General features: G+C 67.3%; 24 protein-coding genes. 7 read left to right on the forward strand and 17 right to left on the reverse strand.

Translation table 11 applies throughout. The annotated features are described in order from the left end of the window. Window positions 1-11 precede the first annotated feature (11 nt). Window positions 12-2,297, forward strand: a complete 2,286-nt coding sequence (locus tag NO887_RS06565) for a nitric-oxide reductase large subunit (protein WP_256417675.1) — start codon at window positions 12-14, stop codon at window positions 2,295-2,297. Window positions 2,298-2,375: 78 nt separating this feature from the next. Here NO887_RS06565 and NO887_RS06570 read toward each other — a convergent pair whose 3' ends face one another. From NO887_RS06570 to NO887_RS06580, 3 genes are all read right to left on the reverse strand, one after another. Further along, entirely contained in the window at window positions 2,376-2,687 is a 312-nt protein-coding gene (locus tag NO887_RS06570) for a CGCGG family putative rSAM-modified RiPP protein (RefSeq protein ID WP_379812368.1), read from the reverse strand. 134 nt (window positions 2,688-2,821) lie between these two features. Beyond that, complete coding sequence (locus NO887_RS06575) at window positions 2,822-3,910, reverse strand: radical SAM protein (RefSeq protein WP_256417677.1); 1,089 nt, start codon at window positions 3,908-3,910, stop codon at window positions 2,822-2,824. Between the two features lie 155 nt (window positions 3,911-4,065). Next, window positions 4,066-4,440, reverse strand: a complete 375-nt coding sequence (locus tag NO887_RS06580; protein ID WP_256417678.1) for a DUF2249 domain-containing protein — start codon at window positions 4,438-4,440, stop codon at window positions 4,066-4,068. Between the two features lie 495 nt (window positions 4,441-4,935). Between NO887_RS06580 and NO887_RS06585 the strand changes: the two genes are divergently transcribed. Next, entirely contained in the window at window positions 4,936-5,625 is a 690-nt protein-coding gene (locus tag NO887_RS06585; protein ID WP_256417679.1) for a helix-turn-helix domain-containing protein, read from the forward strand. Between the two features lie 42 nt (window positions 5,626-5,667). Here the strand turns inward: NO887_RS06585 and NO887_RS06590 are convergent, their stop codons facing one another. From NO887_RS06590 to NO887_RS06625, 8 genes are all read right to left on the reverse strand, one after another. Next, the gene (locus NO887_RS06590) at window positions 5,668-6,663 is read right to left on the reverse strand and encodes an ABC transporter permease (RefSeq protein ID WP_379812497.1); all 996 of its coding nucleotides are present in this window, start codon (window positions 6,661-6,663) and stop codon (window positions 5,668-5,670) included. A gap of 20 nt (window positions 6,664-6,683) precedes the next feature. Continuing rightward, the gene (locus NO887_RS06595; protein ID WP_256417681.1) at window positions 6,684-7,454 is read right to left on the reverse strand and encodes an ABC transporter ATP-binding protein; all 771 of its coding nucleotides are present in this window, start codon (window positions 7,452-7,454) and stop codon (window positions 6,684-6,686) included. Beyond that, window positions 7,451-8,977 carry a nitrous oxide reductase family maturation protein NosD gene (gene nosD, locus NO887_RS06600; protein ID WP_256417682.1) on the reverse strand — a complete coding sequence of 509 codons (1,527 nt, stop codon included), beginning with the start codon at window positions 8,975-8,977 and terminating at the stop codon, window positions 7,451-7,453. Before nosD ends, NO887_RS06595 begins: the two co-directional genes overlap by 4 nt. Further along, window positions 8,967-9,752 carry a hypothetical protein gene (locus NO887_RS06605; protein WP_256417683.1) on the reverse strand — a complete coding sequence of 262 codons (786 nt, stop codon included), beginning with the start codon at window positions 9,750-9,752 and terminating at the stop codon, window positions 8,967-8,969. The genes nosD and NO887_RS06605 overlap by 11 nt, the downstream gene beginning before the upstream one ends. 3 nt (window positions 9,753-9,755) lie before the next feature. Then, window positions 9,756-11,675, reverse strand: a complete 1,920-nt coding sequence (nosZ, locus tag NO887_RS06610) for a TAT-dependent nitrous-oxide reductase (RefSeq protein WP_256417684.1) — start codon at window positions 11,673-11,675, stop codon at window positions 9,756-9,758. Between the two features lie 311 nt (window positions 11,676-11,986). Then, window positions 11,987-12,577, reverse strand: coding sequence for a halocyanin domain-containing protein (locus NO887_RS06615; protein WP_256417685.1), 591 nt, complete (start codon window positions 12,575-12,577; stop codon window positions 11,987-11,989). Between the two features lie 132 nt (window positions 12,578-12,709). Further along, on the reverse strand, window positions 12,710-13,252 hold the full coding sequence (locus NO887_RS06620; RefSeq protein ID WP_256417686.1) for a DUF2249 domain-containing protein: 543 nt from the start codon (window positions 13,250-13,252) through the stop codon (window positions 12,710-12,712). A 72-nt stretch (window positions 13,253-13,324) separates the two neighbouring features. Beyond that, on the reverse strand, window positions 13,325-14,560 hold the full coding sequence (locus NO887_RS06625) for a pyridoxal-phosphate dependent enzyme (protein ID WP_256417687.1): 1,236 nt from the start codon (window positions 14,558-14,560) through the stop codon (window positions 13,325-13,327). A gap of 96 nt (window positions 14,561-14,656) precedes the next feature. Between NO887_RS06625 and NO887_RS06630 the strand changes: the two genes are divergently transcribed. After that, window positions 14,657-15,580 carry a Vms1/Ankzf1 family peptidyl-tRNA hydrolase gene (locus NO887_RS06630; protein WP_256417688.1) on the forward strand — a complete coding sequence of 308 codons (924 nt, stop codon included), beginning with the start codon at window positions 14,657-14,659 and terminating at the stop codon, window positions 15,578-15,580. A 141-nt stretch (window positions 15,581-15,721) separates the two neighbouring features. On the opposite strand, the gene NO887_RS06635 is transcribed toward NO887_RS06630, so the two are convergent. The 5 genes from NO887_RS06635 to NO887_RS06655 form a co-directional block, all read right to left on the reverse strand. Continuing rightward, entirely contained in the window at window positions 15,722-16,255 is a 534-nt protein-coding gene (locus NO887_RS06635) for a PIN domain-containing protein (protein ID WP_256417689.1), read from the reverse strand. A 5-nt stretch (window positions 16,256-16,260) separates the two neighbouring features. Further along, complete coding sequence (locus tag NO887_RS06640) at window positions 16,261-16,848, reverse strand: helix-turn-helix domain-containing protein (RefSeq protein WP_256417690.1); 588 nt, start codon at window positions 16,846-16,848, stop codon at window positions 16,261-16,263. Window positions 16,849-16,935: 87 nt separating this feature from the next. Continuing rightward, window positions 16,936-17,379, reverse strand: coding sequence for a rhodanese-like domain-containing protein (locus NO887_RS06645; protein ID WP_256417691.1), 444 nt, complete (start codon window positions 17,377-17,379; stop codon window positions 16,936-16,938). Then, window positions 17,379-17,705, reverse strand: coding sequence for a cupin domain-containing protein (locus NO887_RS06650; protein WP_256417692.1), 327 nt, complete (start codon window positions 17,703-17,705; stop codon window positions 17,379-17,381). The genes NO887_RS06645 and NO887_RS06650 overlap by 1 nt, the downstream gene beginning before the upstream one ends. 30 nt (window positions 17,706-17,735) lie before the next feature. After that, window positions 17,736-18,716 carry an alpha/beta fold hydrolase gene (locus NO887_RS06655; protein WP_256417693.1) on the reverse strand — a complete coding sequence of 327 codons (981 nt, stop codon included), beginning with the start codon at window positions 18,714-18,716 and terminating at the stop codon, window positions 17,736-17,738. 302 nt (window positions 18,717-19,018) lie between these two features. On the opposite strand from NO887_RS06655, the gene NO887_RS06660 reads away from it, so the two are divergent. Both NO887_RS06660 and NO887_RS06665 read left to right on the forward strand, forming a co-directional pair. Further along, complete coding sequence (locus tag NO887_RS06660) at window positions 19,019-20,650, forward strand: sulfatase family protein (protein WP_256417694.1); 1,632 nt, start codon at window positions 19,019-19,021, stop codon at window positions 20,648-20,650. Then, on the forward strand, window positions 20,650-21,072 hold the full coding sequence (locus NO887_RS06665) for a GtrA family protein (RefSeq protein WP_256417695.1): 423 nt from the start codon (window positions 20,650-20,652) through the stop codon (window positions 21,070-21,072). Before NO887_RS06660 ends, NO887_RS06665 begins: the two co-directional genes overlap by 1 nt. A gap of 134 nt (window positions 21,073-21,206) precedes the next feature. Here the strand turns inward: NO887_RS06665 and NO887_RS06670 are convergent, their stop codons facing one another. Next, the gene (locus tag NO887_RS06670) at window positions 21,207-21,908 is read right to left on the reverse strand and encodes a TVP38/TMEM64 family protein (RefSeq protein WP_256417696.1); all 702 of its coding nucleotides are present in this window, start codon (window positions 21,906-21,908) and stop codon (window positions 21,207-21,209) included. A gap of 153 nt (window positions 21,909-22,061) precedes the next feature. Here NO887_RS06670 and NO887_RS06675 point away from each other — a divergent pair, with 153 nt between their 5' ends. Together NO887_RS06675 and NO887_RS06680 are read left to right on the forward strand one after the other, a co-directional pair. Then, window positions 22,062-22,403, forward strand: coding sequence for a 4a-hydroxytetrahydrobiopterin dehydratase (locus NO887_RS06675; RefSeq protein WP_256417697.1), 342 nt, complete (start codon window positions 22,062-22,064; stop codon window positions 22,401-22,403). A 100-nt stretch (window positions 22,404-22,503) separates the two neighbouring features. Further along, window positions 22,504-22,986: a hypothetical protein gene (locus NO887_RS06680; protein WP_256417698.1), complete on the forward strand. Its 483-nt coding sequence runs from the start codon at window positions 22,504-22,506 to the stop codon at window positions 22,984-22,986. Window position 22,987: the final 1 nt, after the last annotated feature.

Consider the following 22,987-nt stretch of genomic DNA (forward strand, 5'->3'; position numbering starts at 1 on the left):
CACGGGTAGACATGGAGCTACAACGAAAGACGATCGCGAAGGTCATCGCGGCAGCGTTCATTCTCAATCTCGCCGTGATGGGGGCGGGCGCGTGGTTCGCGTATCAGGAGGCACCGCCGATTCCAGAGCAGATTGCCGGGCCAGACGGGCAGACCGTCGTGACGGATGAAGCCATCAGAGACGGGAAAAAGACCTTCCAGCGGAACGGGCTGATGAACCACGGGTCGATCCTTGGGAACGGCGCGTATTACGGCGAGGATTACACCGCCGACGCGCTCGAACTGAAAACGCAGTTCATGCGGTCGTACTACGCTCAAGAGCGATACGATGACGGGTACGACGCGCTCCGGTCCGAAGAGCAGGCGGCGGTTGATGACGTGGTCCGTACTGACCTAGACAGCGGATACGACGGCGGAACCGTCGAGTACTCGCCGGCGGAGTTGTACGCTCATCAGCAGGTCCGCGAGGAGTACGTGGAACGGTACCACGAGGGGAGCCATGACCGCGGTGTACCCGCCGGCATGATCGAGAGTGAGGACGACGCTCGGCAGTTCGCCGACTTCGCCATGTGGACGGCGTGGTTCTCCCATACCGACCGGCCGAACAGCGACCACTCGTACACGAACGAGTGGCCCTACGCGCCCGGTGCCGGCAACGACGCGACCGGCGCGGCCATGACGTGGAGCGTCATCGCCATGATTCTGCTGGTCGGGGGTGCCGGATTCGGAATCTGGCTGTACAACTCGGTTCGGCTACCCGAGCCCTCCGCGGAGGATATCTCGGTGCCGGAACCCGGTGAGGTAAGCGTCTTCCCCAGCCAGCGGTCCGCACTGCGGTTCGTTCCGGTCGCCGCCGGCCTGTTTCTCGCACAGGTCGTGCTTGGCGGACTGCTCGCTCACTTCTACATCGAGCGCGCCGGCTTCTTCGGCATCGAGGAGATCTTCGGCGTGCATATCCTCCAACTGCTCCCGTTCGCGATCGCCAAGACGTGGCACATCGACTTGGGGATCCTCTGGATCGCCGCGACGTGGCTCGGCGCGGGACTGTTTTTGCCACCGCTTTTGACCGGCCACGAGCCGAGACACCAGTCCACGCTCGTCGACGGGCTGCTAGGCGCTATTGTCGTGGTGACGGTCGGCGGCCTCGGCGGCATCTGGATCGGTGCGAACGGGTACCTTGACGGTGCGCTGTGGTGGCTGCTTGGCAATGAGGGACTGGAGTACCTCGAAGTCGGGAAGATCTGGCAGGCCGGGTTGCTGGCCGGATTCGGACTCTGGGCTGTGCTCTCGATTCGGGGGCTCAAGCCGCTGCTCGACCGCGAACCGGTGTACGGCCTCGCGCACATGATACTCTACGCCGGCGGATCCATTGCGCTGCTTTTCACCGCCGGGTTCTTCTTCACGCCGACCACCAACATCGCGGTGACGGAGTTCTGGCGCTGGTGGGTCGTCCACATGTGGGTCGAGGGGGCGTTCGAGTTCTTCATCGTCGCCATCGTGGGACTGACGCTGGTCTCGATGAACCTGCTGCGCCGCCGGAGTGCGGAGAAGGCGGTGATGTTGCAGGCACTCTTGGTGATGAGCACCGGCGTTATCGGCGTTTCCCACCACTACTGGTGGATCGGAATGCCCGACATGTGGCTGCCCATCGGGAGCGTCTTCTCGACGCTCGAACTCATCCCGCTCGTGTTCATCCTCTACGAGGCGCTGGGGCAGTACCGAACGATGGCCGAAAGCGGGACCTTCCCGTACCGGCTGCCGTTCATGTTCATTGTCGCCAGCGGCGTGTGGAACTTCGTCGGCGCGGGCGTCCTCGGGTTCTTCATCAATCTCCCGCTCATCAACTACTACGAGCACGGGACCTACCTCACGGTCGGCCACGCCCACGCGGCGATGTTCGGCGCGTTCGGCTTCCTCGCGCTCGGCATGGTCACGTACATGTTGCAACTCTCCATCGAGCCGGACCGCTGGGACGGGTCGTGGCTGCGCGGAGCCTTCTGGTGTTGGAACCTCGGGCTCGCGCTGATGGTGTTCGTCTCCGTGCTCCCGGTCGGATTCTTACAGCTCGAGGCGGTGTTCACCGGTAGCTACGCCGCTGGCAGGAGCCTCGCCTTCTACGAGCAGCCGATCGTTCAGACGCTGTTCTGGGCCCGCCTGCCGGGGGATACGCTGATCATCCTCGGCACGGTGCTCTACGTCGGCGATCTCGTCCGCAAGCGATTCGTCCTCCGCCAGTCGGAAGACGATCCGACCATCGACGACATGGCCGTGGCGGAAGGGATTCTGAGCGACGACTGAGACGAGCGGCGAAGAAGTACCTCGGCCGAGAAATTCGTGCCGCCGTCACCGGATGTGACCTCGGTCTCCCGTCTTTCCTTACTGAACGTGGACGCGCGTGACGTGGCCGCCACAGCCGCACTGTTGGACGTACGTGACCTCGATGTCGTCGCCGTAGACCGCGTCGAGATGCGAGAACAGGTACGTCACCGGGTGGCCGTGGTTCCCGTGCGTGACGAGGTTGACGTGGTTGCCCGGAACGGTCTTCTCGACTGCCGTCTCCGCCTGTTCGAGCACGAGTTCTTGGTCGTCCGCGTGGGCCGGTCGCTCCAGATTGGCCGACCAAGAGTTGTCGTGGCTGTGCTCTGTCACCGGTTCGATCGCGTCGTGAGAGGGTGCAGTCACGTCCAATCATACTCTCGGTCGCGTGATACCCTCCCTGCCGAACACGTTCGCCCCATTCGTCGGTAGCGGCGATAGACCGAAAAGGATCACAGGCGACAATACCTTCACAGAGACCGTGCCGGCGGCTATCGTCCGGCTCGTCAGTCGCCAGCGATGTCCGGCTGCTCCGCCTGCGCGTCCCAGCCGTCCGGAACGTGTGCACAGAGCGGGTCACTCGCCAGCGGGTCGCCCGTCGCAGCGTAGGCGCGGGATCGGCTGCCGCCGCAGACGTTCCGGTACCGACAGACGCCGCACTTACCGGAAAGTTCGCTTCGGTCCCGCAGAGACTGAAACAGGTCGGCGGTGCGATACACGTCGACAACGTCGTCCCTCCGGACATCGCCTGCGGCCTTCGGGAGGAATCCCGAGGGATAGATGACACCGGTATGGCTGACGAAGGCGAACCCGTCGCCGGCGACGATGCCCGCGCGCCGCGTCGGACCCTGCGACCCGTCGTCCGACGACCGGTCGCGTCGTTCGATTCCTACCCGTCGGTAGTGAGGTGCCTCGGTGGTCTTGATTCCGAACGGGACCTCGGCGCGGATGTCGTGGAGCCATGACATGACGCTCTCTGCCCGCCGCGGTGAGACGGGGTCTAGGATCTGCCCGCGGCCGACGGGGACGAGGAAGAAGACGCTCCAGAGCACCGCGCCGAGCTCCTCGACTAGGTCGGCGATCGCCGGCAGCTCCTCGACCGTCTGCGCGCAGACCGTCGTGTTGATCTGGAGCGGAAGTCCCGCCGCGGTCGTCGCGCGGGCCGCGCGGAGCGTCTCCTCGAAGCTCCCGGTCTCGCCCCGGAAGGCGTCGTGTGCGTCGGCCGTCGCTCCGTCGAGGCTCACCGCCATGCGACAGAGTCCCGCCGCGGCCAGTTCCTCGATGCTGTCGCCGGTCAGTGATCGCGTCCCGCTCGGCGTCAGCGTCATCGTGAGTCCGATGTCGGTCCCGTACTCGACGAGTTCGACGAGGTCCGGTCGCCGCATCGGGTCCCCGCCGGAGAGCACGACGAGCTGGCCCTCCGTAAACGCCCTCACGTCGTCGAGTATTTCTTTCCCCTCGGCCGTCGAGAGCTCGTCGGGATGTCGCTCCGGGCGGGCGTCCGCGCGGCAGTGCCGACAGGCGAGCCCGCAGGCCTGTGTGACCTCCCAGACGAGAACCAGCGGCCGTCGAGCCGTGTCGAGGTCGTCCAACATGGATCGTGTTCGGGGTACGGACTCGATCCGTTTGGGGACATACCCGAACGTGTTCCTCAAGGAGGGGCGAATCCCCCACCAAGACGGAGCGAGGGCTCACCAAGACGGCCGGAGTTCTCTCCGGGACAATCGACTCTCGCACCCACCGCGGAGGATCACGGAATCGACGTCTCCTCCGAGGCCGCGTCGCTCGCGCCCGCCGCGTCCCCGTCGTCCACCTCGTCGCGCCAGATCGCCGTGACCACGGCGTCGGTCTCGTCGATATCGTCGATATCGTCGGTCTCGATCCCGACGTGCGCGAATCCCCGATCGTCGAGTCGCGGGAAAAGGAACTGCGGGATCCGGTCGTTGTACTGGAGTAAAACGTCCACCTCGGAGAGCGCCTCGACTCGTTCGAGGGTTTCCCGGAGCGGTTCGGGCGGTCCCAGTTCGCGGACGTCGAGATGTGTGATCTCCCCGTCGGTCGGCGCGTCCGTCTGCTCGGCCACCGCCCGTTCGATCGCCGTCGAGTCGACGGTTTCGAGTTCCATGTGTAACGGGACGCGTCCCGGCCTTGGGTCGCTTGGGGCGAACATGTTCCGGCTGCTCGCCCCCAATCGGCGGACGTGTTCGGAGACGGCTTGGGATGGGGGACGTGTTCGGAGACGGCTTGGGATGAGGGACGTGTTCGGAGACGGCGTGCCGCGAGTCGAGAACGAAACGGCCGGTACGGCACCACACCTCGCGCCTCCCCAGCCTCGTCGGGCACGTCCCGCGAGCTCCCTCCGGTCGCCCTCGGCGCGCCCGACTCCCTCGCGTTCGGGTTCGCGCCCTAGCGGGCGCTCACCGGAACGCGCCACCGCGACCCCCGTCCGGGAGAACCGTCGATATCGCCTTGGGAAGGCGCAAGCGTGGTCCGAGGACGACGATACGGCCGCGGAGCCGAAGGCGGCTGGGAACTTAGGAAAGCCGGGAACCCAAGACGGCTGTGAACCTAGGACAGCTGGGAGCCGAAGGTACTTGCACGACGGAACCGAAGCGACCCCATGGCACAGGCACGTCTCCGCGTGGACATCCCGGACGGCCCGTGGGTCGGCGATGTCTCACGCGAGTTCTCGGACGCGCGGTTCCAGGTGCTGACCGCGACGCCCGACGACGGGGCCGGCTTCGCGCTGGTCCGAATCACGGCCGACGACGTGGACCCGATCCTCGACGCGATCGAGGACCACGACACGATCACGGACGTCTCGGTGATGGCCGAAGATAACGGCGTGGTGACGGTGCAAGTCGAGGCGCTCGTCCCGCTGTTACAGATGGTCGCGCGGCGGGCGGGCGTCCCCATCGAGATGCCTGTCGAGATCCGAGAGGGCGTCGCCCGCGTCGATGTCACTGGTCCTCACGAGCGCGTGGCAACGTTCGGCGACGCCCTGCGCGACGTTGGGGCCGACTTCGAGGTCGACTACGTCCAACAGCGCGTGAACCCCGGCGGGTCGCTCACAGAGCGCCAGCGCGAGGTTCTCTTCGAAGCCGTCGACCACGGTTACTACGACGTACCCCGCGAGGCCACGCTCACCGAGGTTGCCGAACACGTCGGTATCGCCAAATCGACCTGCAGCGAGGTGCTCCAGCGCGTCGAGCGCACCGTCGTCAGAGAGTTCGTCGACGACCTCCCGCGCCGGCCGATCGATTTCGAGGCGGTCGACGACGGCGCTGAGGGCGTCGACCGCGTCCAGTGACGCGACCCGCGCCGACCGAGTCGAGCGAAAAAGACGGGATCGTCAGAGTCGGCGACGGCGGACGAGCTGCGACGCGGCCGCGACTGGAACGGCACACCACGCGACGAGCGCGGTCGCGAGCAAACCCGTCGAGAGCCCGCTGCCAGCTAACAGGGCGGTGAACCCTCCGCCACTCGTGGTCCCGAGCCCGCTCAACACGAGCACGCGGAACGCGCTCACCGGATTCGAGAGGACGAAGGCCGTGAGCGCGGCGTTCGGCAGCTCGAAGGCGGCGACGAGCCCGAGCGCGAGCAGGTCGTGGACCAACACGAACCAGACCCACACGAGAAGCGCAGCGCCCAGCGCGTGGGTCTTCTCGCGGGCGACCGTCGACAAAAGCAGCGCGACCGCGAGGAACGCGGCCCCCGCGGCGACCGCGCCGAGGAGGAACCCGAGGAACGCCGACCACTGACCGATCCCGTACTCGCGGACGATCAGGACGCCGCTGAATCCGAATCCGAGGACCGTCGCTCCCGCGAGCACCGCCAGCCGCCCGAGGTACGTCCCGACGACGACCTCGCTCCGACGCACGGGCAGCGAGAACACGACCGCGAGCCACCCCTCGTCCTCGCGGCCGACGACGGCGTCGTAGCCGAGCGCGAGCGCCGCGAGCGGGACGAGGTAGGCGGCGAGGCTCGTCAGCGACGCGATGACGCGTTCCGCGCCCTCGGGGCCGACCGCGGAGCCGCTGAAGGTCATGATCATCGCGCCGAAGATGACGAACAGCCCGGTCAGCGCGAGCGCCCAGCGGCTCCGGACCGCGAGCCGGTACTCTGTGGCGGCGACAGTCAGAATCCGTCGGAGCGCACCGCGGGGATCTGCGGCGTGCGCGGTTGTCGTCGCCGTCTCCGATTCCGACGGATCGACCGATTCCACCGTCTTGACCGACTCCGCGACCGTCGCGCGGGCGTGCCCGCCGTCGAGGCGCGTGTCCGTCTCTGCGGGGGCAGACTTCCGATCCTCCGGATTTCGGTCGTCCGGGCCCCGTCCGTCCGACACCCGCTCGTCGGCGGGGTCCGTCATGGAGCCACCTCCGACGCCTCGTCGGGGGCGTCCGTCACGGCCTCGCGGAACGCGGCGCGGAGTCCGTCTTCGCTGGCGGGCGCGTCCGGATCGGCCGCGGCGTCGGCCGCCAGCTCCTCGACGGGGCCGGCCGCGCGGACCCGTCCCTCGTGGAGCACCGCCGCGCGGTCACAGAGCCGGTCAACCTCGGGGAGGACGTGCGAGCAGAACACGACGGTCGCGTCCGTTGTCGCCGTGATCTCCTCGACGATGGCGTGGAACTCGTCGACGCCCCGGGGGTCGAGTCCCGCGGTCGGCTCGTCCAATATCAGCACGTCGGGGTCGGGGAGAAGCACCGTCGCCAGCCCGAGCCGTCGACACATCCCGTTCGAGTAGCCCGAGACGCGGCGGTCAGCCTCTGCCGGAGTCAGCCCGACGCGGTCGATCGCGCGGGAGACGCGGCCGTCAGAGGGGAGCCCGCGCATCCGCGAGTGGAAGCCGAGCACCTCGCGGCCGGTGAGCCCGTCGGGGAAGCCGACGTGTTCGGGGAGGTAACCGACGCGCTCGCGGATCCAACGACCGTCCGTAGTCACGTCCGTGCCGCCGACCGCGACCGTGCCGGCGTCCGGCCGGTCGTGGCCGACGAGGATACGGAACAGCGTCGACTTGCCGGCACCGTTGGTGCCGACGACACCGAACGTCGACCCGCTCGGAACCGAAAGCGAGAGCCCGTCGAGGGCGGTCACGTCCCCGTACGCCTTGTGAACGTCAGTGGCGTCGATTCTCATTGGTGTCCCTCCGCGTCCGCGGATCGATTCCCGCCGCGGTCGGGGCCGTCGTTCGGCGCGTAGACGCGCCAGTCGTGGTTCGGCTCGGTCAGGGGGCGGCGGTCGACGACGCCAGACGACTCGATCACCGGAAACGAGCTCTCGGCGAGCCGAACCGCCTCGAACGCCGGGCTGTCGGCGAAGACGGCCGCCTGCGGATGGTCGTCCACGAGGGTCTCGACGAGCCCGATCGGGCGGTGACGGATCTCGCTCACGCCGTCCCCGTCGCGGTCGGCGACGCGCGCGCCGGACCAGTAGTTGCCGCGGTCGGTGCCGTTCCACTCGGCGAGCGAGTTGCGGGCGGTCCGCGCGGCGCGGTCGTTGGCGACGAAGCTGTTGCCGGCCACGACCGCGTTGTTGCTCTCGGCGGCGCTGTGGACACCAACCCCGTTTCGGTACAGCAGGTTGTCGACGACGCGGTTGTCCTGCGCGTTGTACAGGTACAGGCCGTGCCGGTTCGCGACGAGGTGATTGCCGGCGATCGTCGACTCCTCGATGTCTTTCGCCATGATCCCGTGGCCGCTCGTGCCCCCGTTGCGTAGGGCGGTGTTGTTGCGGACCGTCAGCCCCTCGCTCACCATCAGCGCGTAGCCGACGCCGTTGTCGACGGCGACGTTGTCGACGAGCCGGTTGTCGTCGGAATACATGTAGTGGACGCCGTACCGCGCGTTCCGGATCGTGTTGTTCGCAGCGAGCACGTCGGTCGCCCACTGGAAGTAGATCCCGTCGCGGACGTGCGAAATCTCGCTGTCGCGGACGACGGTGCCGGTCGTCTCGTAGAGGTGGATCCCGTTGCCGCGGTCGGTCACGGGGTAGACCTCCTCGCGGCCGTCGATCCGCACGTCCTCGACGACAGCCTCGTCGACTCCGTCGATCCAGATCCCGTACGCGATGCCCGTGATTCTGACCGACTCGATCCGGGCGGCGTCGCCCGCGACGAACACGCCGGCGTCCTCGGTGCCGAGGTCGCTCCCGGACCCCCGGATCCAGACCCCGGAGACCGTGACGTTCTCGCCGCTCACGGTCAGCACGCGTCCCTCGCCGCCGCCGTCGATCACGGCTCCGTCCGCGGCCGCGACGAGGCGGATCCCGTCGACGCTGGCGTTGACGCGCTCGTCGAACCGGCCGTCGAGGACGACCGTGTCGCCGGGATCGGCGGCGTCGACCGCGGCCTGCGCCGACGCGAACTTCTCGCCGTCGACGGTCGCGGTGCCGTCGCGGTCGGGTGCGGTCACGCCGGTCGCCGCGTGTCCGGTCGACACGTTGGGGGCGATCCCCTCGTCGTCGCCGGTCTCGTTGGCGACGCTCTCGGCACCCGATCCGCTCGGGGTCACGTCTCCGTTCGCGTCCGCGACCCCGCCCACGTCCGCGACCCCGCCCGCGTCCGCGACTCCGGCTCCGGCGACGACCGGCAGGGCGACCGCGAGAACGACGGCGACGCAGGCGGCGGTGAGGAAGGCGGGTTCGACGCGACTACCCGTCATAGTTCCCTCCGTCTCGGCGGTTCGGCTCGGAATCCTCGTCGCGTCGGTTCGATCTGGCGTGCTCGCCGCCTCGGCGTCGCGTGACGGTCTCGCGGATTTCGCTCGGAAGCGCCCGGGCCAACGCGGGGAGGTCTGCGACCGTCGCCTCGGAGTTCCGCGCGAGGTACGCGACCGCGAGCAGCGCGACCGCGAGGACGGTCAGGTACCCGCCGGGACCGAACCACGCGAAGCCGCTGATGTTGGCGACCTCGTAGGGGCCCAGAAGCGGCGGCGTGAACCCGTCGATGCCGCGCAGCGGCGCGTCCGGGTCGAGCGAGTGGCCGGCCTGATAGAGCCGGTACTGGATGAACGCGAACATGCCGACGAAGACGGCGATCGTCCCAGCGAACTGCGCGGTGAGCCCGGCCTTGAGCTTTCGGACGGTCGGCGCGAACGCGACGAAAGCACCGGTGAGCGCGAGGCCGACGAACACGACCGGCCCGAGCAGCCACTCGGGGACTCGAATGGCACCCTCGTGCACCGCGTAGTTCGGGTCGACGTACACCGGGTCCGGGTAGTAGAAGCCGGCGTACTTGTTGAGTCCCTGTACCTCCGCGAAGTCGCCGCCCAGACGCGGGTAGGCGTACAGCTCGATGAGCAGCTCCTGACCGGGGTACTGCGGTGCGGTGAGCGTGATCTGCCACATCGGAACCGCCAGCGCGCAGACGAGCAGCGCCGCCGCTGCGAGCGGGAGCGCGCGTCGGATCTCGGTCAGCCGCGCGAGCGACGAAGACATGCGTTATCCCTCCGGTTCAACGATCAGCCGCGAGCGCATCTCCAAGTGCAGCGCGCTACAGAAGTGCGCGCAGTAGATCCAGTAGACGCCCGGCTCGTCCGCGGTGAACGTCGCCTTCCGCGTCTCTTGGGGAGCGACTCGCATGTTGATGTCGTGCTCGGGGATCGCAACCGAGTGGAGCATGTCGTTCGTGGTCTCGATGTTCGTCACCTGCATCTCGATCGTGTCGCCCTCCTGCACGGTCATCTCCTGGAAGCCGTAGTGATTCCGCGTCGAGTACATCTCGATCTCGACGCGGTCCTCTGAGACACGCTCCATCGTCTCCTCGCCCTCGTCGGTGTAGCTGAGTTCAAGGTCGTCGGGGTCGTACGTCTTCGCCGGGTCGAGCTTCGACTTGTGGCAGATCGACGCGTCGTGCGGCTCCGCCTGCGCTGGCGAGTCCTTCACGAGCTGCATCCCCTCCTCGTCGTCACCGATGTAGATGAGCTGGTCGTTCTCGGGGTGTTGCGGGCCGACCGGGAGGAACCGGTCTTTCGACAGCTTGTTCAGCGAGATGAGCCAGTCGCCCGCCGGGTCCTCCGTGTACGACTCCGAAGCGATGAGGTGGCCGGGGTTGTAGTGGACATCTATCTTCTCGATGACGGGGCTCTCGGAGCGCGCCTCGGCCTCGACGGCCTCCTCGATGTCCCACTTGACGACCTGCGAGTCGATGAACAGCGTCGTGTACGCGTGCCCCCGCCCGTCGTAGGCGGTGTGGAGCGGGCCCAGACCGAGCTTCGGCTGGCCGACGATGGCGTCGTCGGGGTCGTCGACCTCGTCGATCGCGTCGATGTCGATGACCGACGCGGTCGGGTCGAGCTTCCCGCTGACGATCACATACTCGTTGTCCGGCGTGACGCTGACCCCGTGCGGGCTCTTCGGCGTCGGGATGTAGTGGACGATCGGCTCGTCGCCCTGATTGAGCGAGCTGTCCTTCCGACCGTCGACGACCGGAACTTCGTTTATCGTCTCGTAGTTGCCGGCTTCGACGGCGGCCTCGATCCGCGGGATGTCGAACGCCTTCACGTCGTCGCGGTCGTCACGCGTCATCCCCGACTCGGTTGCGGCCTCCTCGCTGTTGTACGCGCTTGTGAAGAAGTACCGACCCTCCTTGCTCCCGTCCCCGTTGTCCATGTTGCCGTCGATGAGCACCTCCCACTCGACGTTCATCGACTCGGGGTTGATCGCGGCGAGGACGGAGCCGTATGAGTCGGGATCGTGCAGTTCGCCGCTGCCGTCGTTGGGGATCGGCGTCCGGAACTCGCCGACGCCGAAGATCAGGTCGGTATCCGGCAGCTGCGCGCACGCGCCGTGGGTCCCCTGCTGGTTCGGGATGTCGACGATGGCGTCCGTCTCGAAGTACGTCAGGTCGATGCGGGCCATTCGGCCGTTCGCCTTGTCGTTGACGTACGCGAACCGGCCGTCGTAGTCGCCGTCAGTCTGGCTGATCCGCGGGTGGTGGGTATCGCCCCACGTGTAGCCGCCCGCGTCCTCCAGCATCTGTCGACTCTCGTCGTCGTGGCCGTACCCCTGACTGGCGTCCCGATTGAACACCGGGATGCGGATGAGTTCGCGCATCGACGGGAGCCCGTACACCCGCACGTCGCCCTGCTGGCCCCCGCTGAGGAACGCGTAGTACTCGTCGTGTTCGCCCGGCGGGACGGAGTTGTCGGCCCCGCTCGCCGACGCCGTCCCGTCGACGGTCTCTTCGTCGCTCAACAGACTGGTACAGCCCGCCAGCCCGCTGAGACCGCCGACCGCGGCACCGGCCTTCATGAAGTCCCGGCGACGGAGTCCGGGGAGCATCGAGTCGAAGCCGTCGTCACCGGTCGCTTGGTCGCCCGATTCCCCCGCGTCCGTGGACCGTCGTGTATCCTGTGACATAGGTGGTCTCCGCGAGTGGCGTGTTCTCGCGACAGTCGGACGTTGTGGACTCCCGTATATACCTCGTCAAGCGGCTTGCGGGGCCGCTAGAAACGCGCGAACACGTTCGGGAGATACGCGGCGGATTTTTGCGATCCAAGAACGTGATCCGGGTGAGCATCCCTCGCCGGCGGTACGCGGCGGATATCGTCGCGGGTATCGTCGCGCAGCGCGCGAGCGACGGTGATCGCTCTCGCGCCGCCGACGGATCACTCTCGGAGGTGGGTTCGCAGAAAAGGAGCACGTGGCCGCAGTCGGTCAGCCGGGCGGCGTCACCGGACGACGATAGCGCCCTTCATGCCGACGGTCTCGTGGGGCGTACAGGCGTACTCGTAGGTCCCCGTCTCCTCGAAGGTGTGCTCGAAGGTGTGTCCCTCCTCGCTTACCGTCTCGCTCTCGAAGTCGCCCGACTCCGCGGAGACGTTGTGGCCGCCGCCCTGGCCGGTCCACTCCCAGACGACGGTCGTCCCCGTGCTCACCGCCACCGCGGCCGGGCCGAACGAGAGGCCGTCGGCCGCACCGACGCTGACGGTGACCTCATCCTGTCCCGTGGCGTCGACCGTCTGATCGTAGTTGCTCACGCCGTCGAACCAGCCGCCGTAGTCCGGATCCTCGCTCAGGTACTCGACGCTGCCGCCGGAACCACCGTCGGAACCGCCGCTTCCGCTGTCGCCGTCGGAACCGTCGCTTCCGCCGTCCGAACCATCGGAACTATCGGAGCCGTCGGAACCGTCGCTATCACCGCCGCCCCCGGAACCGTCGTCACCGCTCCCACCGGAACAGCCGGCGAGCAGGAGCGTCGCGCCGGCGGCAGTCGTCGCCTGTACGAACCGTCGTCGATCGAGTCGCGTGTCGTTCGTCATGACGTATCGGGTGATCTGAGCGTGGTGTTTGTAACGGGTCGTGCGCTGCCTCGGTCGTCGAGAACGCGTCGAACACGTTCGGGGTCGAGAGACGGGCCGCGGCGTCCGTTGCGGCCCACTCGCATCCGCATCTCACGCCTCGGACCGCTCGGCGAGTACGACGAGCGCGGTCGCGTCCTCGCGCGCGGTCGGTTCGACGGTCCGGTCGCCGTCGAACCGCAGGAGTTCGCCGGCCTCGACGACGTGGGTCTCGTCGTCGATCCGCACGTCGAACGACCCCTCAAGCGCGTGGAACAGCACCGCGCGGCCGGGGTGGTCGTGCGCGGCGACTCCCTCGCCGGCGGACAGCGAGAGCCGGACCGTCTTCGGCTCGCGTCCGGGGAACGCCTCCGCGTGCGGTTCACCGTCGATCGCGTCGATCCGAACGGTCTCGACGGAGCCGTCGGTCGCGGCCTTCGGTAGCTCGGCGACGAACCGCTCCGGCCCCTCGCGATCAACGGTGTATCCCTCGTCGTCGAACGCCGGCACTTCCGCCGACAGCTCGTAGTAGAGCGGTTTCGGGTCGTGATCGTTGACGATCGTGAGCGACTCGCCGGGAGCGAGATCCGCGAAGGCGTCGTGGATGCGGTCGTGTCGTTCGTTCGGGGGGATCTCCCTGACGTCGAGTTGAGTCATCGCAGTGCACGGTCGGATACCCGGACACGTGTCGAACGTCGCGAACATGTTCGGATGGCGGGCGGGCGACGCTCAGATCCCCTGTCCCATCAGGTGGCTGCGCAACACGTCGGGCGTCTTGAGCCCGGCGTCGCTGTTGACGAGGACGACGGTCTCTCCCCCGTCGAAGAAGCCGTCCTCGGCGAGCGCCCACGCGCCGGCGGGCGCGGCACCGCCCGTCACACCCATCTCCATGACCTCGTTTTGCGCGACCGCGACCGCGCTCGCGAGCACGTCTTCGTCTGCAACGCCGACCGCGGTCCCGCCGCTCTCGCGGATCGCCTCCACCGCGGCCGCGCCGCCTGCCGGGTCCGCGATCTCCAGCTCGCCGCAGATCGTGTCGGGTGTCTCCCACGGCTCCGGCTCGTCGAGGCCGCGCTCTATCGCGGCCGCGATCGGGGCGCAGCCGGCCGCCTGCGCCGCAACGACCGTCGGCGTCTCATCGATCGTGCCGACCCGCTCCAGCTCGCGGAACCCCTTGTGCACGCCCGTGAGGACCTCGCCGGTGCCCGTCGGGACGACGACCACGTCCGGGGCCTCGCCGAGGTCGACGACGAGTTCGAACGCGAGCGTCTTGACCCCGTCGTGGCGGTAGGGAGTTGCGAACTCCCCGAGGTCGGTGTAGTCGGTCTCAAGCTGCTCTGCGACCGCTCCCGCGGCGTCCGGGAACCGCCCACCGACCACGCGCATGTCGCCGCCGTGGACGTTCGTCATTGCCTTGTTCGAGAACGCGCAGCGCGAGGGGACGAACGCGTACGACCGGAGGTCGGCCCGACCCGCGTACGCCGCCATCGACTGCCCGGCGTTGCCGGGGCTCGCACACGCGAGCGGCTCCACGTCCGCGCCCGCGGCCGCCCGCCCCGCGACAGCGGTGAGTGCGACAGAGAGCCCGCGGTCGAGCACGGTGCCAGTGGGATTTCGTCCCTCGTCTTTGACGTACACCGCGTCGACGGCGAGCTCGTCGGCGAGGCGCTCGGTCGGAACGAGCGGGGTCGCCCCCTCGCCGGCCGACAGCGCCGCATCGGCCGGGAACGGGAGCAGCGAGTCGAACCGCCAGTGCCCCCGCCCGGCCCCGGCGGGACCGTCGCGCGCCGGTGCCAGCAGCGTCTCGGGATCGACCGCGTCGTAGTCGTAGACGGGGTCGAGTCCCCGCGCCTGCTCGTCGTCCGGAACGGTCGTCGGGTCGGCCGTCTCGTGGACGCGTCCCGACGCGCGGCTCTCCAGCCCGCGGAACGCGCTCGTGGTCTCGATCGGCTCCGTCGGATCCATACCCAGCATTTCGACGGCGGCGACTAATCGCTTCCCTCTCGGCGATCCGCCTCCGACGGACGCACCTTTTAGGTCGTCGGGCGTCCCGCACTCGGTATGATAGACCGGCTGCTCGGTCGGGCCGAGCTCAAAGAGCAGATCGCGGAGTTAGAGGAGGCGAACCGCCACCTCGAACGCCGCGCCGAGGCCGAAGAGGAGCGGCGGTCGGACGCCGTCGCCGACCGTCAGCGTGCCGAAGAGCGCGTCAACGAACTCGAACACCGGATCGAGTCGCTGGAAGAGCGGCTTGAGCGCGCCGGCGGCGACGAGGCCGCCGTCGACTTCCGGCGCGTGAGCAACGCGCGCGGCGCGCGGCTCGACGACGCACTCGACCGGCTCCGCGCGATGGAAAGCGACGGCCCGGAGGGACTCCTCACGGCGTTCGTCCCCGACGCCAACGCCGTCCCGGAGAGCGTGTCGGACTGGTTCGGGGACCGTACCCCGCTGATCCGGCGGGCCGCTCCGGCGGTGGTGCTCGCCGACGACACCGGCGCGGTGAGCGTCGCTATCACGCCGCCCGTCGAGCCGGCGGCGTTCGACGGCTGGGACGACGAGTTCCGGCTTGATCCGTCGTGGTTCCGTCCGACCGGTCGGGTCGTCTTCGCGGTGGTCCGCTCAGACACCTTCGCGCTCGGCGTGTACGAGGGCAACGAGCGCGTCGCCTTCGAGGGGTTCACCTCCGAGGTGAAGTCGGCCCACTCGAAGGGCGGGTTCTCGCAGGGTCGGTTCGAGCGCCGCCGCGAAGGACAGATAGACGACCACCTCGACGACGCCGTCGAGACGCTCGCAGAGTACACGGAGAACGGGTCGGTAAACGGAGGCGACGGAGACCGAACGATCGTCGTCGGCGAGCGGAGCGTCCTCGGTCGAGTCCGCGAGCACGCGGACGTCACCGACGTCTCCGACGCGACGGGGAGCCCGAAGGAGGCGCTCGACGACGCGTTCAGGGACTTCTGGACGGCGCGGATCCACGCGGTGTAGATTCTCGACAAGTACCATCGAATGATACGCATACTCGCGTTTTCTCTCTGGAACCGGTCAATACACCCACTCTGTTATCGTCGGATTTCCGCACTCGTGCCACCGATTTCGACTTGATTCCCATGAGAACGGGGAAAGATGTCACCTAGAAAACTGGTATCGATTCTCGACAGACGTGACGAAGTCGAAGGCCTTGACGAGCTGAACCGGATCCTCGTAGCCGTGCTGTGAGAGAGCTCGCTCGATCCCGCGGAACGCCGGTAAATCGTTCGTGTAGATAGCGATCGACTCTGTCCGGCCGCGTTTGAGGAGGGTCGCTGCCGCTCCACCAACTTCCGCGTCCGCCTGCTCTATCGTGTGCTCGGGACGATCGGTGGCGGCAGAGATATACTGACGAATCATATCCATCGTCGCTGAAACGACTGGATTCGCATAGTCAACTTCCTCACAACGTTGAACCCACCCGGCGTCAATTGCATCCTCTATCGGAGGAGTCTCGTACGGATGCGATTCGGGCGTGAGTTCTTCGTATACTCGCGTGGGAAGCAGTAGGATGACATCCTGCTCTGTGACAGCCCGCTCAAGTAGATCGACGGTACCGTGGCGCTCGAACCGGATGAAGAGGTTCGCGTCGATAATATGGCTCTCGACAGACGGGAACAGTTGCGATGACACGAATGTTATTCGTCCACTCGGTCATCGACGGCGGCGTCAAGCTCTTGGATGTCGAGGCTCGTAGCGGTGTCAGGCTCAGTCTTGTGGAGGATCTCTTCGAGTTCTTGGAGGATAGTTTCTGCTTCGAGAACCGAGAGATCCTGTTCACGGGCCATGATTCGAGCGTTCATTTTCGACTGGGCGTACGACCGAGCGTACTCGATCGCCGTTGCAAGTCCGCTGACACCGTGTCGGTCGATGTAGAGGCGAATATTCTCGTTCGATCGACGTTCCGCGAGGGCGACGAGGAGCGTCGGAGTGATCTGGAACGTCTCCCCGCTGGCCTGAATCATCATATCGATCTGACCCGCTCGATAGCGGTGCGGTTGCGTCTCCGTAACGCGTTCTAGGAGATCGATCTCCACGAGATGTTTGACATCCTCGTAGACGGTTGTCGTCGAACTCTCGACGCCTTCAGACAGTTCTTCGACGGTTGGAGAATCGAGTTCGAGGACGCGGGTATAGAGCCGGGCAAGCCGGTTGTTCCGAATCACGTCGGAGACCGCCAGCATCGTATCAAGTGGGTGTGACTGCGATACCGCGGATTCTGCCATGTATTCTATTTTCCGCGGAATGTTAAAAAATCTATCGGAGGTTTGGGTTCACGTCTGAAGACGAGGTTCTGAACGCGAACGGTCGGGTTAGAAGGGAGCTGCTGGCCCCTCATCGTTACCGCCATCGGGATCATCGGTGCAGTCTCCACCGGATTCGGCATCGCAGTCGACATCCCCGCGCTCATCCGCGTCGCCCTCTTGTGACGTGGCGACCAGCTCGCCCGCGTCTCGCTGCCACGCCTCGATCCCGCCCCGGAGGCTCTCGACGCGGGCGTCCTGCGCGTCGGCGTAGGTCCCGATCAGCTGGGCGGCCTGCTGACTGGCGATCCCGTGGGGGCAGACGGTGACGATACGCGACGCGCCCGCCAGTTCGGTGATCCGTGTCGATAGCTCCGGGAAGGGGATACATTCGCTTCCGGGGACGTGTCCGCGGTCGAACGCCCGCCGGTCGCGGATGTCGACGATCCGAATCTCGTCCCGCTCGTCGTCCGGCAGCGACGCCAGATCGTCGGGGTCGATTTCCGCGACCATCAGGGGAGCGGACAGAGGCTCGCCGTGACAACGGCGAGCTCGTCGGTCTCGTTGCGGAGCCCGTGAACGACGCCGCGCTCGTTCGGGACCACCGCGGGGGCCGCGAGCGACTCGGCGTCGTCGCCACGGACCACCGTCGGTTCTCCTTCGATCACGTGAAAGACGTTCGTCGCGTCGCCGTGCTCGTGCGGATCGATCCCGGAGTCCGGTCCGAGGACGAACGCCTTCACGAGCACGTCGTCGGTAACGACCAGTTCGGCCGTCTCGACCGCGCCCGGATCGGGTCGCAGGTCGTCGACGGCGTCGGCGTATTGGTCTATGGTCATGTCCGCCCGTCCGCGACGGCGACACCTAAATCATTCGCGCGCGCCGGGCGGCAGCGGATCGGCGTGGTCGGCGATCGCCTCGGCGACGCGGTGGGGCTCCTCGTGGACGACCCAGTGAGTCGCCGTCTCGAGCGTGAGGAGTCGACCGTCGGCGCAGTGGTCGACGCTCCGTCCGGCCATCCGTCTGGTGAGAAACCGGTCTCTCGCGCCCCAGATCACGAGCGTCGGGACCTCGACGGTCGTCCGCTCGGGAGCGGGGCGATCGCGGACGATCGCCCGGTACCAGTTCACCATCGCCTCGAACGCGCCCTCGCGGCTCCACGCCCGACGATACCGCCTGAAATCCTCGTCGTCGAACGTCCCGGGGGAACTCGACTCGCGGAGGCCGCGTACCGCGAGCCGCCAGTTCCCGGCGCGGGCGACGGCCTCCGGCACCTTCGGGAGCTGGAACGCGAGGACGTACCAGCTCTTGAGCCGCTGGTCCCACGAACCGCGCAGCTCGCGCTCGAAGACGGTCGGGTGCGGGACGTTGACCGCGACGAACTCCGAGACGCGGTCGGCGTGGTGGAGCGCGAGCCACCAGCCGACGGCCGCGCCCCAGTCGTGGCCGGCGACCGCCGCCGTCTCCCGGCCGTACGCGTCGATGATCCCGACGATATCGCGCGCGAGTTCTCCGATCCGGTAGTCGCGCACGGCGGGTGGCTTCTCGGAGCAGTTGTAGCCGCGCTGGTCCGGGACGACGACGCGGTAGCCGGCGTTCGCGAGCGACGCGAGCGCTTCGTGCCACCCGTACCAGAACTCGGGAAACCCGTGTAGCAAAATCAGGAGCTTCCCGTCTTCTGGACCGGACTCGACGACGTGAAGCCGGACGCCGTTGGTCTCCACCGCCCGCGACTCGCCCGGGACTTCGTCGGGGATCTCGTCCGCTGGAACCGGTTCGTCGAGGACGCCGATGTCGCGGACGCTCGAAGCGTCGTCCTCATCGCTCGGATCGGTTCCTGAGTCGTGCATACCCGATTGTCGGTCGCCAGCGGCAAATAGCTACGTTCGGGTCCGGGACGACCGTGCAATCGAAATCCTCAAGCCGCTGGCAGCCGCCGCTCCGGGTAGACTAGCGATTCTGACGCTCGGCCCGGATGCGGTGGGGACGCTGCCCGCAGCGGGCGGCGACGGTCCGGGGCGGACGGACGCCTCCGGACCAGACCGAACCGGATCGGTTCTGTCGGGTGAATTCGGTCGAAGCCGGATCCCCCGTCGAACCGATCGGGATCGGTCGACGTCTCGGCCGCGTCGGAACGCGCGGATCGCACACCATGGCATCGAACACGTCATCACCGGACGGGACAGCGGCGGACGAAACGGACGGATCGGATATTGACCCGGATCCCGACGACGCAGAGGCGGCCTCGGCCACGCAGGCGGCGTCCGGGTCGGAAGCGACGTTGGAGTCGGAATCCGGGTCCGAGTCGCCGGACATCTCGAACGTGCTGCTCGTCACGATCGACTCCCTCCGGGCGGACGCGATCGCCCCGTACGACGGCGACCGCCACTCGCCGGTGTTACAGGGCCTCGCCGACGGCGGGACCGTGTTCGACAACGCCTTCGCGACCGGCAACTGGACGCCATTCTCGTTCCCAGCGATCCTCGCTTCCGAGCCCGTCTTCGCGCGCGACGGCGACATCGGCGTTCGCGGTGCCCGGACGCTCGCGTCAGAGCTCTCAGACGCCGGGTTCGAGACCGCGGGCTTCAACGCCGCGAACGGCTTTCTCACCTCCCACTGGGGGTACCCGGAGGGGTTCGACGAGTTCGAGTCGTTCGTCACGAGCGTCGGGTCGAGCCGGTACAGTCGGTACCTCGCGGCGCATCCGACCGTCGAAGCGTGGATCCAGCTCGCGTCCTCGCCTATCCGGCGGCTCGGGTCGAAGCTCCGCGGCGAGCGCGACGACCGCCCGTTCCTCGACGCCTCCCGGATGTTCGACGTGGAGGACGCCGCGACGGACTTTATCGACGACACCGACGACCCCTTTTTGCTGTGGGTTCACTACATGGACACCCACACGCCGTACGTGCCCGCACCCCGGTACATCCGCGAGGTGTCCGACGGGATCGTGGGGACTCACCGCATGCTACACGCACACACCCGGACGAGCCTCGGCTGGGAGGTCGGCGAGCGAACGCTCCGCGAGCTGCGGACGCTGTATCAGGCGACGGTGCGACAGGTCGACGCCAGCGTCGGGCGGCTGCTCGACACGCTCGAAGCCGCCGGTATTGCCGACGAGACGGCGATCGTCGTCGCGGGCGATCACGGCGAGGAGTTCCAGGAACACGGTCACCTCGCGCACTACCCGAAGCTGTACGACGAGCTGATCCACGTGCCGCTCATCGTGAACGCCCCCGGCGTGGACGGCGGGCGTCGCGTCACGGAACACGTCGGACTCGACGCCGTTCCCCCCACCGTAGCCGACCTCTTGGGCGTCGACGCGCCGGCCGACTGGCGCGGGGAGTCGGTCGCGTCCGCGGTTCGCGGCGAGTCGGATCCTGCGGACGACCGCGAGTTCGGCGGCGAGAGCGAGTCCGACGGCGACCCGGTCGTGTCCGTAACGGTGCGCGGCGAGGAGGTGACGGAACAACCCATTCCGCGTTCGCTGTCCGACGGTGATCTGCTCGTGAGCGTCCGCGACGCCGAGTGGACGTACATCGAGAACGTCGACGCGGACACGGTGGAGCTGTATCACCGACCGTCGGACCCGACACAGCAGACGGATTTGTCTGCCGATCCCACCGACGAGCAGCGGGCGGTCATCGAGCGGTTCGCGCCGATAGCTGCCGACCACGACGCGGAGCTCCGCGACAGCGAGGCGGCGGCAGAGGCGTCGGGCGATACCGATGGGGACGAGGTTGACGCTGACCTCGAAGCCCGGCTCGAGGCGCTCGGCTATCGGTGATGATACGGGCGATCCTCCGCGATCTGTCGAGCGGACCGATCGCCGTCCAACTCCGCCGGTTCGTTGTTGTCGGCGCGGTCACGGCCGGGATCCAGATGGCCCTCCTGTGGGCGTTCGTCGACGCCGCAGGACTGAACTACCTGATCGGCGCGACGATCGCCATCGAGATCACGATCGTCCTCTCGTACGTGGGCAACAACGCGTGGACGTTTCAGGCGAAGCAGAACACGGGCGTCTCGGAGTATCTCTCCGGCCTGCTCAAGACGAATCTGGTGCGCGGGACCGCGATCCCGATCCAACTTGCCGTGCTCTTCGCGCTCGTCGAGTGGGCGGGGATCTTGTACCTCGTGGGAAACGCCGTCGCGATCTTCATCAGCGGGATCTACCGGTTCGTGCTTGACGCCCTCTGGACGTGGGGGTGACGAGGCCGTCCGGCCGCAGTTCGGACCGTGGCGATCGAAATGACAGGAAGAACTGTTCGAGGCGCGCGAGTGGATGTGACCGTCCTAACTGTCGCGAGCGACAACACCTTGATCGAGACGAGATACCGGGAGAGTCAGAATGGAAGCCGCGGTTCAAGGCGCGCGACGATGTCTCTGACCGACTCCTGTTTGTAGTAGCCGACGACGGAGACGAGGACGACGAACGCGATGATCGCGAGCGCCGAGCGGAACCGCCCGCCGGCCAGCTGGCCGCCTGCGTACACGGTGATAACGTACGCAGGAAGTCGACCGACGCTTATCACGGCCATGAACGTCGGCAGCCGCCACTTCGTGAGACCGCTCAGAAAGCAGATGGCGTCGTCGGGGAGGCCAGGAATCACAACGAACGCGAACAGCCCGGGAACACCCACCGTGTCGACGAAGCCGTCAAACCGGGCGACTACGTCCTCGTGAAGCACGTCTTCGACGAACGAGCGGCCGAATCGCTTCGAGAGCGAAAACGCAACTGCGCTCCCGATGAGCACGCCGGTCAGGCTGTAGACGGTGCCCGCAACCGGGCCGAACAGGTAGCCGGCGACCAAGGCGACGACTTGGCCCGGGATCGGCGCGACGATCACTTGGAGCGCTTGGAGGAGCACGAACACGAGTGGAGCGAGGACGCCGAACTGGCGGAGCCACGCACGGAGAGCCTCGACGTCGGTGATGAACGCCGCGTACTCGCGGACGAACAGGTAGAGCGCGGCGAACCCGACCGCGACGCCGACCAGCGCGAGGAGTCCCCGACGTCGGTCCGACGCCGAGGCGAAAAGTTGCATCCACGGTACCCACCGGCACGGGTCGCCTTGAAGCTTACCAAACGGAACGTTTCGTCCTGTCGGTCGGCGTCCCGAGGACGGCGTCCCCGCAGGTGACGGCTCACATTCGGCGCGTGCGGAAGGTACAAACCACTCGTCGCCCAATCGAGTCCCATGTCACCGTCGCTCGCGGACGAGCCGGTCGAACCGCCTGCGGAGGGAGCCGAACCGCTGACTGAATCGGCGTATGGCGAGTACCTCGACACGCTCGGCGACGCGTGGGAGGTCGTCGACGGCCACCACCTCGAAGCGACCTACGAGTTCGACGATTTCGCGTCGGCGCTCGCGTTCACGAACGAGATCGGCGAACTCGCCGAGGCCGAATGGCACCACCCCGACATCCACCTCTCGTGGGGCGAAGTCGGCGTCGAGATGTGGAGTCACGATATCGACGGGCTCGCCAAGTCTGACTTCGTGATGGCTGCGCGCATGGACCGGATCTACGAGGACAGGTGAGCGAGGCGACGCGCGGACCGCCGAATCGGTGTCTACCCACGGCACTCGGGGGCGTCGGCAACGGACGGGTTTAAAACCCTCCCGGCGAAACGGAGATTCAATGAGTGCGAACGTCTTTCTGGTCCCGATCGATCCGGAGAACTTCGATCGAACGGTCCGGTCCGCGGTCGATCTCGCCGAGTACGACGACCGCCCCGATGCCCTCGCCGACGCTGACGAGGCACGCCTGTGGGCCGTCGACGACGACAGTGGCAACGGATCGACGTTCGACCGGATGGAGTCCGGCGACCTGCTGCTGTTTTACCACGACGACGAGTACGTCGCGACCGGCCGCGTCGGTACGTCGTTCGAAGACGACGACCGCTGGGTCAGCGGTACATTCTGGACCGCGTTCCCGACGACTCGCGTGTACACTGTCACGGACTTTTCGGCCGTCTCCGCCCCCAAGCGCGCAGTCAACGCGCTGTTCGACTACTCCAAGTCGTACACTCCCGGCTTCATGCGCGTCGCCGACAGCCGCGTGACCGCGGATCTGTCGTCGATCGAATCGGCGATCGACCACTACACGAAGCGGAACGCGTAGC

Origin of the sequence: Halorubrum laminariae (genome assembly GCF_024494655.1) — an archaeon.
In the GTDB taxonomy this organism is placed as follows: domain Archaea; phylum Halobacteriota; class Halobacteria; order Halobacteriales; family Haloferacaceae; genus Halorubrum; species Halorubrum laminariae.

Coding starts and splice junctions, on each gene's coding strand:
- NO887_RS06565 (WP_256417675.1), top strand. CDS start 12: ATGGAGCTACAACGAAAGACGATCGCGAAGGTCATCGCGGCAGCGTTC.
- NO887_RS06575 (WP_256417677.1), bottom strand. CDS start 3,910: ATGTTGGACGACCTCGACACGGCTCGACGGCCGCTGGTTCTCGTCTGG.
- NO887_RS06580 (WP_256417678.1), bottom strand. CDS start 4,440: ATGGAACTCGAAACCGTCGACTCGACGGCGATCGAACGGGCGGTGGCC.
- NO887_RS06585 (WP_256417679.1), top strand. CDS start 4,936: ATGGCACAGGCACGTCTCCGCGTGGACATCCCGGACGGCCCGTGGGTC.
- NO887_RS06595 (WP_256417681.1), bottom strand. CDS start 7,454: ATGAGAATCGACGCCACTGACGTTCACAAGGCGTACGGGGACGTGACC.
- nosD (WP_256417682.1), bottom strand. CDS start 8,977: ATGACGGGTAGTCGCGTCGAACCCGCCTTCCTCACCGCCGCCTGCGTC.
- NO887_RS06605 (WP_256417683.1), bottom strand. CDS start 9,752: ATGTCTTCGTCGCTCGCGCGGCTGACCGAGATCCGACGCGCGCTCCCG.
- nosZ (WP_256417684.1), bottom strand. CDS start 11,675: ATGTCACAGGATACACGACGGTCCACGGACGCGGGGGAATCGGGCGAC.
- NO887_RS06615 (WP_256417685.1), bottom strand. CDS start 12,577: ATGACGAACGACACGCGACTCGATCGACGACGGTTCGTACAGGCGACG.
- NO887_RS06620 (WP_256417686.1), bottom strand. CDS start 13,252: ATGACTCAACTCGACGTCAGGGAGATCCCCCCGAACGAACGACACGAC.
- NO887_RS06625 (WP_256417687.1), bottom strand. CDS start 14,560: ATGGATCCGACGGAGCCGATCGAGACCACGAGCGCGTTCCGCGGGCTG.
- NO887_RS06630 (WP_256417688.1), top strand. CDS start 14,657: ATGATAGACCGGCTGCTCGGTCGGGCCGAGCTCAAAGAGCAGATCGCG.
- NO887_RS06640 (WP_256417690.1), bottom strand. CDS start 16,848: ATGGCAGAATCCGCGGTATCGCAGTCACACCCACTTGATACGATGCTG.
- NO887_RS06645 (WP_256417691.1), bottom strand. CDS start 17,379: ATGGTCGCGGAAATCGACCCCGACGATCTGGCGTCGCTGCCGGACGAC.
- NO887_RS06650 (WP_256417692.1), bottom strand. CDS start 17,705: ATGACCATAGACCAATACGCCGACGCCGTCGACGACCTGCGACCCGAT.
- NO887_RS06655 (WP_256417693.1), bottom strand. CDS start 18,716: ATGCACGACTCAGGAACCGATCCGAGCGATGAGGACGACGCTTCGAGC.
- NO887_RS06660 (WP_256417694.1), top strand. CDS start 19,019: ATGGCATCGAACACGTCATCACCGGACGGGACAGCGGCGGACGAAACG.
- NO887_RS06665 (WP_256417695.1), top strand. CDS start 20,650: ATGATACGGGCGATCCTCCGCGATCTGTCGAGCGGACCGATCGCCGTC.
- NO887_RS06670 (WP_256417696.1), bottom strand. CDS start 21,908: ATGCAACTTTTCGCCTCGGCGTCGGACCGACGTCGGGGACTCCTCGCG.
- NO887_RS06675 (WP_256417697.1), top strand. CDS start 22,062: ATGTCACCGTCGCTCGCGGACGAGCCGGTCGAACCGCCTGCGGAGGGA.
- NO887_RS06680 (WP_256417698.1), top strand. CDS start 22,504: ATGAGTGCGAACGTCTTTCTGGTCCCGATCGATCCGGAGAACTTCGAT.